Consider the following 14,976-nt stretch of genomic DNA (forward strand, 5'->3'; position numbering starts at 1 on the left):
GTTCTATCAAGTTAAGGCGCTCTGAAACCGATAACCTTGGCAGGGGCTCACGCTTGAGGACGTCTTGGCGACGCGTTGTTCGTGCTAGCGGCTGAGGCTGCCGAGCATGCTTGTCAGACGTCGGATCGCAGTCGGTCGACTTCGGAGTGAGTGGGTCGGCCCAGGAGCCTCAGAACGGCACGACTTGGTGGATTGCGGACCTTCGAACGGCCGTCGGCCGCTGCTACCAGAGGATATGGTCAGTAATCACGTCGAGCCTGACAAGGAAGCCTAGCGCCGCGCCAACGCAAAGAAGGGCCACGTATAGGGGGCGGTCCCGGCTAAGGGCAAAATGACACCCTAAGCCGAATGGTAGGCCGGTCGAGCCCGTCTAGACACGTGAATGGATCCGTCGCTGTCATGGTTGGTTGACGAAACGGACCGGCCCCCGGGGGGCAATTAGCATGGCGGGGGGCGATCCGGCGCGGACGACAAACTGATCTAGCGGAACCGCATCGGTAGGTGCGGTTGCAGCAAAAACTTGGACGAGCCGGTGTCCATCGGTTGGAATAAGCGTCTTGGGAATGGACAACGGTTCGCCACCAAGATCGCCTAACCAGGAAGGACGGCCATAGCGATAGGTGCGTCGAGGGTGGACGACTTGCAGGTCAACCGCCCCGGCATATTGCCCGAGCACCAACGGCCGGTCGCCCTCGAACAGGATACCGTCGCTATTTTTCACGCGCGCGGCTGCCATATAATAAGACTGGCGAGTAGAGGCTTGCACCTCGGTCACGGTGGTCTGGTCGATTGTCAGCGGGTTAATGCCGGTCATTCGCTTTAGCCGTGCGGCCATCCACTCGATCTTGCCACCGTTATCTTCATCAAGCGCTGCCTCGGCAACGTGGCTGTGGCCTACATAGATCAGAAGCTTGGCTGTAGGCAGGCGCCGGTGGATTGCGGTTAGATTATCCGCCTCGGCCTGTTCTCGCGCTTCGATGCTTTGGCGTCGTGGGAGACGTCCCTTGGGCCGCTGTAGGCTGTTCTGTTCATATGACACCGGCTCGTAACCGATAGCGAGTGCGTTGCGCAGAAACGCGGCATATACCGGGTCACGGGTATAGAAGCCGGTGCTGATCCGGACGAAGCGATCGTTGGCGAGCCGTTCCACAAGGGTCGGCTTACCAGCATAAGGGGGTTCGTTGTCGAACGTCTCCGCCGCAAGCACCGAATAGCCCAACGGGCGCAGCGCCTGCGCGACCCGCCAGGCAAAGGCACGATCGCGCGGGTGGCTATGCGCTTCATTGAGGATCACGATGCCCGTGTCTCGCGCGCGGCGAACAATCTCCGCGATCGCGTCACGCCCGACTGAACCCGCGATTGCCTTGTCCCAATCGGTGTCAGCGGGTCTAGGCGGCCGAGACTTGTCGAGCGTTGCCAGATCAAGCTCGTTGGTGACCGCCGAGCTGACCTGCTCCCACATCTGGAACGCGTATTCGTCAGTAGCTTTACCGTCCGTATCGAACGCGGCAGCGGCGAGTTTGTCGGTTGCTTCTAAATAGCGACCATTGTCGTACGCAGCCATTGCAGTAACCACCGGGCCACCGGGCTGGGGCACTTGCGCCCAAAGCGGCGTAGCAAAGACGATTGCCAGCCCTATAGCCACTCTCATTCGGCTGCTCCTCATAATCCCGATGCCGAAGATGGATCGTCTTCCAACGCACGTCTAGTCGGCATCAGTTTGTCTCGACCGGCCCCTGCTCGAAGCCCCTGCTGATAGGTCAATCAAAGGACTCCTTTGGCCAAGCTTCGGGTCAGTTCAAAGAGCGAGAAGTGTCTTAATGCCGCTCTCAATGATATCCGGAGGGTACCGCTTATTCCGCCGTTTCGATATCGGGAGCCGTCTCCATCCGCGCCCGCCCGACGATCGCAGCGACGGCGTTCTTGCTGAGACTGAGATCGCGGGCGATCCAGCGATAACCGCGGCTCTCGGGAATGAGCGCCAGCACCTTGGGTGCCAAGCGATCGGACTTAGGGCGGTAGCCAACCTGCCACCCAAGCTTCCGGCCCCGCGCCCGTGCCGCGGCGAGTCCCGAGCGAACTCGCTCGCTCAGCATGTCGCGCTTGAACTGCGCGATGCCAGCCAGCATCGTTGCCATCATCCGGCCGTGCGGCGTATCGACCTCGAAGGTCATGCCGCACATCGCGACTACCGACAGGCAGCCCGACAGCGGGTTGGGCGCACATTCTGTTCACCGGCGAATACCTCTGGCCCAAGAGCACCACCGCTTAGGGTGTCATTTCGCCCCTAGCCAAACCGATCCCGTATACGGTGATGGCTCGTGTTCGGCTTCGACGGTCGGTCTGGTAGCTCATGTCTGATCGCTTCGTAGCAGCATCTGCGTAAAGGTGGACGATCAAACCGATGTCCGCGATTGGTGGAAAGCTGCCGTCCACACCCTCTGCCGCTTAGACGCCACCACCCCAAAACATTAAAACAGGAAAAATCAGGAACGCGACTAAACCCACTGTAAATGGATAGAGATCATAAAACCAGCGTGCCTTACGGGAAAGGACGACTGCTCCCATTAAAAAAAGGAGCGCCAGCACCGGCACGCCAGCATATAAGATCATTTGACCGGAAGCTGGATAGCCGGGAACATGCTGCGCTTTAATATCGCACAAGCCGCCGATGCCCGCATACAATAGGTAGCCCCATAACGAAATTACTAGGGCAGTAGGCAGGTCGGTCCATCGCATGCACCACTGTCTCGTAACGATTGAATGACTGCAAGTGGGCGTGAGCGGCCGGGCAGCTTTTACCCCACGCCCTGTCGGAAAACACATGATTGTCGTCAGGCGGAAGGTCAGGCGCCCAGGATTGCCCAAGCCTACGCGTGGCACATGCGACAAACCCTGTCGCTTCGTTCGACTGTGCGGAAACCAAAATCTTGAGGTTTTCCGTCACCTACCAAAAGGGCGGGAAGTCACGCCTATCGTCAATCCGGATGTACCCTGATTGAGCACGTGGTTTGGAACAAAAATCCCGTTCAAGTAGGGTCGGCAACCGCGAGATTGAACACATTAGAGATGTGTCTGCCGTACCCGCGTGAATCGCTTGCTCAGCCTATACATTTGGAGGGCAATCACGAGATACGTAGTCGATGCACCAGCGGCGGTACGCTGGTGATGCCTGTCGCGGTGAACGCGCTTCTAAATGCTGCTGCGGGAGCAGGCTTGCGGAAGATGCGCAGCACCTAGTCCAATCGATTCAGTACCAGCGGATGATCCACGCGCTGACTCAAAGTCCCACGTTATGCTACGGCACCGGCGAAGCTGCTAACTATGCCAGTATTATGAGTCGGCCTAAAGTGATGATGGCGTACATTATAAATTGAGCCGAAAATGGCGTCAGCAACGACCGTGGGTTAACAAATCAAAGTGGCTGCACGTCCCCGCAACCAAATCCTACGACAACCCCGAAGCCAAAGCTTTGGGGTTGTCGTCGTTATTATGCCAGCGCGTAGTGCGAATATTAAGACCAACTCGCCCCATAGCTAAGATGGTGGAATCAGGTCTGGTCAAAGCCGGAGCGCTGGAACGTGCCTGCCCAAATTTGGCATTCGTTCACCGTGGTCGATGCGACGCCGTAGCGATGCTCGACAGATCGATTGTCGGATCGATCGGCACGTCGGGATCCTTCCGTTCCGAATACCAGGCAACGAGCTGGGCCGCGTGAGGGCGGAGCACGACCGTGAAGCGGACCATCTTCTCCATCTTCGCAAGGCCGATCTGCCGGTCGAGATTCGCGAGTCCGACTTCACGATCCGGGCGGATGCTGACCGTCTCGGTCTCCAGGCGCTGCGTCTCCACCTCATACCCTGCAAGGAATGCCGCGACGATATCGTCGCATATGGGTCGAGCCCAAAGAAGAGCTACAGGGCGGTCAGTGAGTTCGATAAAGGTGTGTCGCCACCAATTGGCCGACGTTTGCAAAACTTTACTCGGTACACATCTTGAAGCCAAGGCGCGCTGCCATTGCAGACCGGCCAACGAATAGTTCGTCGGCTGAATTGGATGGAGCGCTGTGCAATGAACCGATATTTTCAACGACGCCGGACGGTTGCCGGGCTGCTGGCCGTCGTGGCCGGGACCGCAGCGATCGCCGGTGCTGGCCTAGCCTCGGCGGTACCGCCCCTACACGGGCCGCCTGGCCATTCGGCAACAGCGGATCCTGCGATCAACGACGCGCACTTCAACAAAATGCTAACGCAACTTCTGCCTAACGGCACACCCAAGCAAAGGGCCCAGCTGAAGCTAATCGCCAATTCGGTCCATACCGATCTGGATGCCTTTCACGCAGAGTTCCTGACCGCGCACCAACGTACATACATCCTGCTGTTGCAGCCGTCGATCGATCGCGCCGGGTTGGAGCCATTGCGTGTCAAGCAGGTGCAGCAGGCGGACCGGGCCTCGCGGCGGATCGTCCAAGGGCTGGCCGACGCGGCCGAGGTGCTGACACCATCACAGCGCGTCCGATTGGCTGCTCATCTCAAAGCGGTCCATCACAAGGGAGCAGGGCTGTGAGCCCCTTTTTGGTTGGCATATGCATACTGGCCGTCTCAGGCGACGCCGCGCCGCTGACGTCGCCGTCAAGCCAGACCCTGATAGAACGCGTCAGCGTTGCCGATCTCGATCTACGCGGCGAAGCCGGCCGGGCAACCCTTCAGAGGCGCATCCATGGAGCAGCGCGTCGGGTATGCGCCACCCAGGGTGTTTTGCCATTGGCGATGAACCTGAGCGAGATGCGCTGTACTCGAACTGCCATAGCCCGTGCTTCGGCTCAACTTGACCAGATTGCTGCCGCCCATGCGGCAGAAGCGGTCGAGATCGCGGCATTCGTGGTCGACACAGGTCGCTGACGGCACGCGATCGTCGGACCTGGCCTACAGGCTTTGTGCATTGAGCGAAGCCTGTATGGTCTGCTGGACGTCCCTGCATCATCTTCCGAAGGCTAAGGCCATCATTCAGCATATCCTGATGATTGAAGACGATTGCCGCCTGGCGGCGATGGTGAAGACCTATCTGGCCCAGCACGGCTATCACATCGCGCACGCCACGACCGGCGAGGAGGGCCTAGCCGCGTTGCACGACCACGAGCGTGCGGGGTTCGCCGCCGTGCTGCTCGACCTGATGCTCCCCGACAGCGACGGGCTCGACATCTGCCGGCGCATCCGCGCACTGCCGTCGCCCGCAGGCGCGGTGCCGATCGTGATGCTCACGGCAAAAGGTGACCCGATCGACCGCATAATCGGCCTAGAGTTGGGCGCTGACGACTATCTCCCCAAACCATTCGAGCCCCGCGAGCTGCTGGCCAGGCTGCGCGCCGTGCTGCGCCGACCGGCCCTGGCGGCGGCGGACAGCCTGCCGCGGTTGCGGTTCGGGCGGCTGGAGATTGACCGCGATGCGCGCGTGGCACAGCTGGGCGGGCAGGGTTGCCCGCTGACCGCTTATCAGTTCGAACTGCTCGTGGTGCTCGCCGAGCGCGCCGGTCGCGTGCTGTCGCGCGACCAGCTGATTGACGCGTTGAGGGGCGGAAGCCACGAGCCATTCGACCGATCGATTGACGTTCATATCGGACGCCTGCGTGCCGCAATCGAAGACGATCCCAGGCAGCCTCGGCGCATCATCACAGTACGCGGATCGGGCTACGTGTTCGCACGGGTGCAGGATGGCTGAGCCTGACGTGCTGGACGGTGACAGCGGCCGACCCCGCCTGATGCAGCGCCTGTATTGGCGGATCTATCTCGCATTGCTGGCGAGCCTAACCGCGGCGGCAACTCTCTTTGGATTGGCGCACCTCCGCTACGGCGCGGCGCCGGCGGCCATGCAGGGCTTCCATGGCCATCTCGCCATGCTGGCGCTACTGCTGGCGATTGCGGTGGTCGTGGCGGTCGCTGCATTACCCGTCGTTCGCCGGCTCACCCGCCGGCTTGAGCGGCTCCAGGCCAGCGTCGATGCCTGGGGAACGGGCGATCTGTCGAGCCGGGTTGCCGTCGAGGGGCGCGACGAAATTGCGCGGCTGGCAATGAGATTCAACCAATCGGCCGGGCGGATCGAAGCGTTGATGAGCGCGCAGCGGATCCTGCTAGCCAATGCCTCCCACGAACTGCGATCGCCGCTTGCGCGTATCCGCATGGCGATCGAGTTGCTGTCCGAGGCACCGTCCGTCGCAGTACGTGCGGAGCTAGCGCGCAATGTGATGGAGCTCGACCAGCTGGTCGAGGAGGTTTTGCTCGCAAGCCGGCTCGACGGGATGTCAAAGCGTGAGCACCGGCCAACCGTTTTGGACCTGACCGCGCTCGTTGCCGAAGAATGTGCGCGGGCTACCGCGCAGTTCACTGGAGAGCGAGTAGAGATCTGCGGCGATGCGATCCTCCTCCGGCGGATGCTCCGCAATCTCCTCGACAACGCGCAACGTTACGGCGGAGGGACGGCGATCCTCGTCATGCTGACAGCCTCTGCAACGGAGATCGCGCTTGAGGTCCACGATGGTGGCGCAGGCGTCCCGCCGAGCGAGTGTGAGGCCATCTTCGCGCCGTTCTACAGAGCACGGGGCGCGAACGAGGGTGATGGCGGACATGGCCTCGGTCTCAGCCTCGTCCGTCAGATTGCACGCCAACACGGAGGTGAGGTGCGCTGCATCGCAGCCGAGGCGGTTGGTGGTCGGTTCAGGGTGGCATTGCCGAGATGAACAGCTCTGCCGCAATGCCGCCCGAAAAGCGGCCGGGAATCTAAACGAACGGACGACCGAAGTTTGGGGAGCACATAGGGCGCGAACGCCCGCTTGTCGGTCAAATCTGCGAAAACGACGCCGGACTTAGGATCTGGTTATCTATCCCGATGGTGATTTCGCGGTCGGTAAGCCCTGGCGTCGAGATAAGCCGGCGCCAAGCGGGATCCGACCCGAAGGTACGCCAGTTTCGTTCACGGGTCGCAAGGTCGGGAAACGTCAGCAGGTAGGTCAGGCTCGGCAGGCGAGCTCCGGTAAGGTCCTGGGCGAAAAAGACCGGCGTTAGGCCAGTCCGACGGAATATCTCGATCTCACCGCCCGTGTCGAACATCCCGATCTTGGTCATTCCTGCCGCTTCGCTATGGCTGAAATACGTCCTGAGTTCGAATATGCGGGGCGTGTTGCTGCTCGAGGCGTCGGTCAACTCGAGACGAAGAAAGTGAGGGAAGGCGCGCATCAGCTTCACCTCGAATGACGTGTATGGCGGCGCGTCTGGCGTCGCCTTCAAAAACGACCCGGCAGCCGTGGTGTAGCTCGGATCGGCGGAAAGCCTGCCGGGCAAAGCCACGAAATCCTCGATCGAGGGATAGGGGACGAGAACATGGACGCTTGGACTTGCGGACCCGATCGCCACCGTAAATACCCCCACCGGCCCGCAACCCGCGCGTCGTGCTGCTGGTATAAAGGCGTTCCTCAGATATGCGTCCAGACGCTCCTTCATGGGGCCGTTTACCAGCCGATAGGTCCGCAGCTCGTAGATCTCCAGCTTTGCTGCCGCTTCGCGGGGCTGAGCCTCAGCCTCGCCAGTTGCAAGCGCCACGCCGCCCATAGCGGCACCTGCGAGCAACGAACGTCGATCAATTGGATATGCCATGATGCCCTCGCAAAGCCGTCCGGGCCAGTCGAGCGCAAGCCGCAACCGTCGTCAATCCGCGATGTCTGCCCGCTGATGATTGACCTGCGCCGACTTCGCGGCATTCCTGCGTCAAATGTGCCAGCTGGGTGGCGTCAACTGGTTCAGCGCCTTGATATAGAGATAGATACTGACAGCGCTTAATCATCGAAAGTAGCTGTCCAGCTAACATGTAAGTGCGACCAAAGTTGGGGATCTGGGACTGGTTACCGAATGGCCGACCTCGGTCATCCCATGGCAGCGATTGGCAAGAGCCGCTGTCGAGCGCGCGGCGCAGCGGTTCCACCTTGTCGGCATAGGCGGCCAGCCGGCTTATGTAGCTGGCAGCCGATAGGGTGCACGGTAGCGGGGCGTGATTAGTCCGTTCGCTTCTGCGTCATCCCTGAACTGACCTGTTACAGCATCCCAATTCACCTTGCGGCCTGTGCGCAACGCGATGTTTCCCATCTGGCACACGATCGCGGTGTTGGACGCCGCCTCAATCGTACACGCTGGCGTGCGCGCGCGATCTTTAACGCAGGCAATGAAGTCGGCTGTGTGCCGGTCGAGCCCCTCGTCCTTGGCTTTCGTGACCGGGATCTCCCGAGTCATGGCTTTGCCATCGCTTGTTTCTGGCGTGACACGCCACTGGCCACGATCGACGACAAGGGTGCCGGTCTCGCCGACGAAGGCGACGCCGTGGTCGCGGCCGCCATAGGGGCCTTGACTGATGCCGACCGCATGCTCCCATTCAACGGAATAGTCGCCAAAGTCGTAGATGGCGGTCTGCGTGTCCGGGGTTTCCATCGCAGAGCCCGGATAGCCATAGGCGCCGCCAAGCGCGCTGACCGAACGAGGTGCCTCGGCCTTCATGCCCAACAGCGCGATGTCCATCAGATGGACGCCCCAGTCGGTCATCAGGCCGCCCGCATAGTCCCAGTACCAGCGCCAGCTGAAGTGGAAGCGATTGGGATTGAAGGGGCGCAGCGGTGCGGGGCCCAGCCAGCTATCATAATCGACGCCGGCGGGTGGGGCCTGATCCGATTGGGGAACGACGCGCTTCATCCATCCCATGTACGCCCAAGCCTTGACCTTTCGGACCCGACCGATGCCGCCGGACTGAACATGCGCGATTGCGTCTGCCCAATGCTGGTTGCTGCGTTGCCACTGACCAACCTGAACCACACGATTGTGACGCTGTTTGGCGGCGACCATGGCACGGCATTCGGCAATGGAGTTTCCGAGCGGCTTTTCGCAATATGCGTCCTTGCCCGCGGACATGGCATCGACCAGCTGAAGTGCGTGCCAATGGTCGGGCGTAGCAATGATCACCGCGTCTATCGACTTGTCGTCCAGCATCCGACGATAGTCGTCGTAGAGCTTCGGCGTGCGGCCTGAGACCTTCTTCAATTCGGCACCGCGTGCCGCAAGGACCGTAGCGTCGACGTCGCACAGGGCTACGGGCGCCACGTCGGCCCGCTTGCACATGGCCGATAGATCCGACCAGCCCATGCCCTTGCAACCTATCAGACCCACCTGGACCTTGTCGTTCGCCGACACCCGGCCGCGGCGCTGGGCAAAGGCCTGGCTAAGCGGCACCACGGTAGCAGCTGAGGCTGCGAGGCCGCCAACCAAGAGGGCGCGGCGGTCGAAGCTGGTGGTCATGTTGGTCCTCCCCAATCTGTCCTGACCGCATTGGTAGCGCCCAACCGCCCCTTCGCAAGACTACAGACGCAAAGGGAGTGCGCCGCAAAACGCAGTTCCAGCTCCTGAGAAGGGTCATCCAGACGAAAAGCAGCGTTCGGTCGGCCATGACCAAGAGCGTCACGCATCGTCGAAGTAACGATCCGAATGATAGAGCAGTGCTCACCCTCTTCGATGGCAGTTGGGCACCCGCAAGATCTGATGCATGTTGGCTTGGTCGATGAGAATGATACCCTTCCTGACGAAGCCGCGCCTGCGTTGGCGCTCCTCGCCCACGCCGACACCGACCGTGCTACCTGTAATGACGTGCTCTAAGCCATCTCCGTCTGGCTGGCGGCCGTTGCCGGTGGTTCGACGGCAGCGTTGGATCAGGCCGCCGCGCTTGCGACGGCCCTTGTCGAGGAGTTCGAGGTCGCGACGCTCACTTTCACACCAGGATTGCGCGCAAGGTGCCCAGTTCGGCGTCTTAACTTAAAACGCGACCTTGAACTGGCCGCCGATGATCCGCGGCTCGTTGATCATCCCCGTCAGGTTGTTGAAATCGATCGCGCTGATGCTGCGATACTGGTTGGTGATGTTGCGTACGAACGCGCCGACCTCATACCCCTGCGGCGATTTATAGCCGACCTTGAGCCCGCCTTCGAGCGAAGACTTGCCGGTGAACTCCACCGCTTCATACAGGAAGAAGTTTATACGGCTGCGATACACCCAGTCGGTATAGGCATAGACCTCGCCGCCATTGGCGAGCGGGATGCCGTAGCGCGCGGTCCAGTTTGCGATCCAGCGTGGCGCCTGCGGCAGGTCGTTGCCGTCGATCATCGCAAACCCGTTCACGATCGGATCGAGCACGGTGCAGGTCGCGCAGACCCCCACGCCGATCGAGCGATCGCGGATCTCGGTGAAATTGTAGCTGCCGCTTGCGGTCAGCGACAATTCGGGCACTGGCCGTGCCTCGAACTCGCCCTCGACGCCGTAGCCGATCGCCTTGTCCGCGCTGATCAGACGGGCCGAGTTGCTGCTGCCGCCGACCGCGGTAATCTGCAGGTCCTTGGTGCTGTACCAATAGGCGTCGATCGAGAAGTTCACCTTCCGGTCGAGCAGCGTCCCCTTGAAGCCGCTCTCGCCCGAGAAGGTCGTCTGCTTCGGTGCGGTGCTCTGGACGCTGCCGAACGTCACGCGGTCCTGGATCGCCGGCCCCTGATAGCCGGTCGCAAGCCGCGAATACACGTTGATCGCGGGGGTCAGCTCATAGGTCGCGCTCGCGTCCCAGGTCACGTTCGAGCCACGGACGACCGCACGCGCGGGCAGTGTGTCGCTGATCCCGGTCCCGGGGATCGGTGCGGTCACGAGGTCGTTGCGATAGTCGTGGGAATAGCGGACGCCCGCGCGCAACGTCAGCAACTCGGTCGGCTTCGCCTCGATCGATGCAAACGCACCGTAATTCTCGTTGCGATTGTCGTGGAAGATGTCCTGCGTCAGGTCGGTCGCACGCGATCCGGTACCGCCGAACGCATAGTCATATTGATGATAGCGCAGCGTCTGGTAGAAATAATACAGCCCGCCCTGCAAGCGGATGCCGTTCATGTCCTCGCTGGCGTAGCGCAGTTCCTGGCTGAACTCCTTGGGCTTGGTGAGGCCGCCGGTGTTCGACGGGAACAGCCCGACGCCGATCGCGCCGATCGTGCCGCCCGTGAACGGGTAGCTGTTGCCGCCGTCGACGTCGCCGGTGCTCTCGACCTTGGCCTGTTCATAGCCGGTGACCGAATAGAAGGTGCCGATGCCGTCGAGGTGATAGTCGAGCCGCAGGTTCGTGCCCCATTGCGTCAGGCTCTGGCTGGTATAGCCGTCGAGCGTGACGTGCTTCGGGTCGAAGCCGGTGTTGAAATCGTTGGTGCCGGGTTTGAACAGCCCGGCGCGGAAAATGCGCGGCGAGCCCGTGAGATCACGGACGTGGACGTTCAGCAAGGCGTTGAAGTCACTGCTGGTATAGCCGAGCTGGAAGCGGCCGGCGACATCGCGATACCCTTCGAGCTTGCGATCGGCATTGCCCGTCGTGGAATCGTTGGTGACCCAATCGTCGCGCGACTGGATCAGGCCCGATGCACGGAATGCGAAGCCGTTGCCGATCGGCAGGTTCAGCGCCGCCTCGCCGTTGATCGTGTTGTAGGTCGCCCAGGATCCGGTCGCATAGCCCGAGGCCTTGTCCGGATCCGGCTTGGCGGAATTGATCTTCACGACGCCGGCTGGCGTGTTGCGCCCGAACAGCGTGCCCTGCGGCCCGCGCAGCACTTCGACGCTTTGCAGGTCGAACACCGGGAAGGATTTCAGCATCGGATTTTCGAGTGCGACGTCGTCATACACCACCGACACCGGCTGTGCGGCGTTCGGATCGAAATCGGTATTGCCGAGCCCGCGGATGTAGAAACGCGGGAAGGTGCGGCCGAACGAGGATTCCACCTGAAGGCTCGGCGTGCGACCGGCGAGGAACCGGATATCGAGGCCGCTCGAGTTGAGCACGTCGAGTTTCTCACCGCTGATCGCGGTGACCGCGAGCGGCACGTCCTTCGACGATTCCCGACGGCGGGTCGCCGTGACGACGATGTCGCCGACGCCCTGTTCGCCGGCCGGATCGCCGACGGCTTGCCCCGTCGGCGCCTGGTCCTGCGCGACGGCGGGTGTGGCACAGACGAATAACGGCGCGCTGGCGGCCAGCAGCCGGGCGATGGCAGACGTACGAACGGGCAAGCGAATCATGGATGGTCCCCCCTTGGGCTTCGAACATCCTCCTGCGTCGATCCGTGTGACCCGGATCCGACCCCGACCGGTAACATCACTGCAACGTGCGGCAAGAGACACGATCGACGGCGATGCATTTTTGCTGCGCACCGCGACATCTTTGCCCCAGTTGCGGTCACAGTCATCCCCGACGATTGGTTGCGGGGAGCGCAATCGTGAAGCTATTGCGGCCCGGCAGACGCGGCGATCGTGCCGGACCGGGGAATAGATATGCGCGTGCTTCTCATCGGGCTGGGTGACATCGCTCGCAAAGCATATCTTCCGGTTCTGTCGACGCGAGCTGATCTCGACATTCACCTGGCGACGCGCGATGCGGGCGTCCTCGACGAGGTCGGCCGCTCGTTTCGTATCGGGCATCGGCACACCAGCGCTGCAGATGCGCTTTCCACCACATCGTTCGACGCCGCCTTCGTCCACGCGTCGACGCAGGCACACGGCGAGCTCGTCAGGCTGCTTATCGAGAGAGGCGTCCCGACCTTCGTCGACAAGCCGCTCGCCGATAATCTCGGCGAGGTCGAAGCGCTTGTTGCCTTGGCCACGGACCGTGTCGTTCCGCTCATGGTCGGCTTCAACCGGCGGTTTGCGCCAGACTATGTCGCATTGCGAGGCATCGACGCGAACCTCATCACCCTCGAAAAGCACCGGTACCGGCAACCCAACGAACCGCGGAAGGTCGTCTTCGATGACTTCATCCATGTCGTCGATACGCTGCTGTTCCTGGCCCCAGGACCGGTCCGCCGACGCAACATCGAAACCCATGTCGTCGACGGCATGCTCCATACGATCACCCTCACGCTGGCAGGCGACGGGTTCACCGCCATCGGCACGATGCATCGTAAGAGTGGGCTCGACGAGGAACGCCTGGACCTCATTGGTGGCGGGGCCCGTCATACCGTGCTGAACCTCGCTGATCGCGTCGAGACGAGCGGGACACAGCGCTTACATCGACGAGGCGATTGGGTCTCGGTAGGACAGCAGCGCGGCTTTGCGGCAATGTGCGACGACTTCCTGCTTGCGGCGCGTGAGCGAAGGCCGGTCGATGCAGCCGCTATTCTCGCTACGCATGAAATTTGCGAGGCCATCGTCCGTCACGCGGAGGCGTGAAGTCTCGGACAGGCGTTCCGTGATTCGAAGGCGTCGGCGCACAGCCCGCACCGCACCGACAAGGTCGCCCCCACTTCATGTACGCCAGTGCCGACAACCGCCTAAATGGCGGCATGCAGTGGCTTAGCCGGAAACTTCATTGAATGAGTGTCCGCAGCTCGGCGGGGGGAATGCCCTGCAACGTCAGCTTGTGGGTCGTAGGGCAAAAAAGGTCGTGCCTGGCGGCAGTCCCTCGGACTGCCATGGGCCAGGTCTGAAGCGAATTGCGTTGCAGAACAACCCAAGGGATATTCGCCGGCATTTGGACGACGCGAGTCAGCGTGGACCCGTCAGCTGCTACGATCACCGTCACGCCGTCGCGTAAGCCCCAGAGCGAGTTGCGTGTCTTCAGGGAAGCCTCGAACGTTTCGTGGGACGGCCCGGTCGGCTGATCTGCACGGTGAAAGGGGGCGTGCAGGAACAATGGATCGCCCGCTCGCAACAGGCGGGCCGCCGCAGCGAGCAGCTCGAGCGTCGTCGACCACAGGCTGATATAGACCATGTTGATGCAGGATATCGGCGCCGCGCTTGCGATCGCTCAGCCTGCAACGGCAGTGTCGAGGCCGAGTGGCGGTCGGACATTGTCTACCTCGGAGCATCACGCAACGATCGAGGTGCGGGCGGCGGCATCCGATCGCTTGGTCGCCATCGGCGTCACAATCCTGCAACAATATCATACTAATCTAATGGGGTATGGAACCGAACAGCCCCGCGCATATGGCGCGAAGGATTCTCATTGGGAGGATCGAGACCCTGAGCATCGGCCAGCCCGGTGCAGCCCTCAGCTTCGAAGGGAGGCTGGCCGCAGAGAACGGATGGACCGGGTCGTTTGCAGACCGGGTCGCGACGGAATATCGTCGCTTCCTTGCGCTGGTCGCGATCAGCGATGAGCAGCTTACGCCGTCGGACGCAGTTGATCAGGCGTGGCATCTGCATCTGGCCTATACTCGCGATTATTGGCACGGCCTCTGCCGCGATATCGTCGCGCGCGATATTCATCACGAGCCGACATCGGGTGGCCCCGAGCAATGCGAGCACTATCGTAACCGCTACGCGCATACGCTCAATTTATACCGAGACACCTTCGGTGCTGCGCCGCCCGAAGATGTTTGGCCCGATCCCACCGAACGATTCTCGGGAAATTTCCAGCGGATCGACCGGACCAGAAAGGTACTTCTGGGCGCGGAAGAGACGACGTTGGTCGGGTTCAGTTGCGCAGGCTTGGTTGTCCTGATCGTTCAAGATATGGTGGCGCTGGTTGCCGTTTTCCTGCTTGCCGTTGCGATCGTCACATGGATCCAAGGTGCGCGACTAAAGGCCGGCAGAGCTGGTCGTCGTTTCGATCTGAACTTCGACGGTGGCGCTTGCGGGTCAGACGGATGCGGTAGCGGCGATGGCGGGTGCGGCGGGGGATGCGGCGGGGGGTGCTCATGACCCACCCCGTCTTGCAACGGGCGACGAGGAGGGGCACACCGCCGCCAAGCGAGACATGGGCGTCGACGGCGGTGCACGCCAGCAACAACCCGAATACTGTAAAGCTGTTCGCACGACCTTTACTCAGGAGTGGGGCCCGCGGGATTTGCCGCCACGCACACTGCGTCCTGACATTCGCGCACGAGCGGCAGAGGTGAAAGGACGTCCGCTTTCGGCCTGCTCAAAGACACTGCTG

General features: G+C 61.7%; 14 protein-coding genes. 6 read left to right on the forward strand and 8 right to left on the reverse strand.

What is annotated here, in order from left to right; genetic code table 11:
- Positions 1-397: 397 nt before the first annotated feature.
- From J3A66_RS17485 to J3A66_RS17500, 4 genes are all read right to left on the reverse strand, one after another.
- Positions 398-1,564 carry a hypothetical protein gene (locus J3A66_RS17485; RefSeq protein ID WP_209570220.1) on the reverse strand — a complete coding sequence of 389 codons (1,167 nt, stop codon included), beginning with the start codon at positions 1,562-1,564 and terminating at the stop codon, positions 398-400.
- Between the two features lie 289 nt (positions 1,565-1,853).
- The gene (locus tag J3A66_RS17490; RefSeq protein ID WP_245336861.1) at positions 1,854-2,174 is read right to left on the reverse strand and encodes a recombinase family protein; all 321 of its coding nucleotides are present in this window, start codon (positions 2,172-2,174) and stop codon (positions 1,854-1,856) included.
- Positions 2,175-2,448: 274 nt separating this feature from the next.
- Positions 2,449-2,739 (reverse strand): hypothetical protein, encoded by a 291-nt coding sequence (locus J3A66_RS17495; RefSeq protein WP_209570222.1) that lies wholly within the window; start codon positions 2,737-2,739, stop codon positions 2,449-2,451.
- Between the two features lie 867 nt (positions 2,740-3,606).
- Positions 3,607-3,852: a hypothetical protein gene (locus tag J3A66_RS17500; RefSeq protein WP_209570224.1), complete on the reverse strand. Its 246-nt coding sequence runs from the start codon at positions 3,850-3,852 to the stop codon at positions 3,607-3,609.
- Positions 3,853-4,071: 219 nt separating this feature from the next.
- Here J3A66_RS17500 and J3A66_RS17505 point away from each other — a divergent pair, with 219 nt between their 5' ends.
- Genes J3A66_RS17505 through J3A66_RS17520 form a run of 4 tightly spaced genes read left to right on the forward strand, consistent with a single transcriptional unit; the run spans position 4,072 to position 6,733 of the window.
- Positions 4,072-4,566 (forward strand): periplasmic heavy metal sensor, encoded by a 495-nt coding sequence (locus tag J3A66_RS17505; RefSeq protein WP_209570226.1) that lies wholly within the window; start codon positions 4,072-4,074, stop codon positions 4,564-4,566.
- Complete coding sequence (locus J3A66_RS17510) at positions 4,563-4,901, forward strand: UrcA family protein (protein ID WP_209570227.1); 339 nt, start codon at positions 4,563-4,565, stop codon at positions 4,899-4,901. Before J3A66_RS17505 ends, J3A66_RS17510 begins: the two co-directional genes overlap by 4 nt.
- Before the next feature lie 40 nt (positions 4,902-4,941).
- Complete coding sequence (locus J3A66_RS17515) at positions 4,942-5,718, forward strand: response regulator transcription factor (protein ID WP_243845904.1); 777 nt, start codon at positions 4,942-4,944, stop codon at positions 5,716-5,718.
- Positions 5,711-6,733: a HAMP domain-containing sensor histidine kinase gene (locus J3A66_RS17520; RefSeq protein WP_209570228.1), complete on the forward strand. Its 1,023-nt coding sequence runs from the start codon at positions 5,711-5,713 to the stop codon at positions 6,731-6,733. The genes J3A66_RS17515 and J3A66_RS17520 overlap by 8 nt, the downstream gene beginning before the upstream one ends.
- Positions 6,734-6,833: 100 nt before the next feature.
- On the opposite strand, the gene J3A66_RS17525 is transcribed toward J3A66_RS17520, so the two are convergent.
- From J3A66_RS17525 to J3A66_RS17535, 3 genes are all read right to left on the reverse strand, one after another.
- The gene (locus tag J3A66_RS17525; RefSeq protein ID WP_209570229.1) at positions 6,834-7,646 is read right to left on the reverse strand and encodes an NIPSNAP family protein; all 813 of its coding nucleotides are present in this window, start codon (positions 7,644-7,646) and stop codon (positions 6,834-6,836) included.
- Positions 7,647-7,997: 351 nt separating this feature from the next.
- A complete protein-coding gene (locus J3A66_RS17530; RefSeq protein ID WP_209570230.1) occupies positions 7,998-9,329 on the reverse strand; it encodes a Gfo/Idh/MocA family oxidoreductase in 1,332 nt (443 codons plus the stop codon).
- A gap of 510 nt (positions 9,330-9,839) precedes the next feature.
- Positions 9,840-12,122, reverse strand: a complete 2,283-nt coding sequence (locus J3A66_RS17535) for a TonB-dependent receptor (RefSeq protein ID WP_245336862.1) — start codon at positions 12,120-12,122, stop codon at positions 9,840-9,842.
- Between the two features lie 252 nt (positions 12,123-12,374).
- Here J3A66_RS17535 and J3A66_RS17540 point away from each other — a divergent pair, with 252 nt between their 5' ends.
- Complete coding sequence (locus J3A66_RS17540) at positions 12,375-13,268, forward strand: Gfo/Idh/MocA family oxidoreductase (protein WP_209570231.1); 894 nt, start codon at positions 12,375-12,377, stop codon at positions 13,266-13,268.
- Positions 13,269-13,404: 136 nt separating this feature from the next.
- Here J3A66_RS17540 and J3A66_RS17545 read toward each other — a convergent pair whose 3' ends face one another.
- On the reverse strand, positions 13,405-13,842 hold the full coding sequence (locus J3A66_RS17545; protein ID WP_348634090.1) for a DUF938 domain-containing protein: 438 nt from the start codon (positions 13,840-13,842) through the stop codon (positions 13,405-13,407).
- A 158-nt stretch (positions 13,843-14,000) separates the two neighbouring features.
- Between J3A66_RS17545 and J3A66_RS17550 the strand changes: the two genes are divergently transcribed.
- Positions 14,001-14,741, forward strand: a complete 741-nt coding sequence (locus J3A66_RS17550; protein WP_209570233.1) for a hypothetical protein — start codon at positions 14,001-14,003, stop codon at positions 14,739-14,741.
- Positions 14,742-14,976: the final 235 nt, after the last annotated feature.

This window comes from Sphingomonas sp. PvP018, from assembly GCF_017876865.1.
In the GTDB taxonomy this organism is placed as follows: Bacteria; Pseudomonadota; Alphaproteobacteria; order Sphingomonadales; family Sphingomonadaceae; genus Sphingomonas; species Sphingomonas aerolata.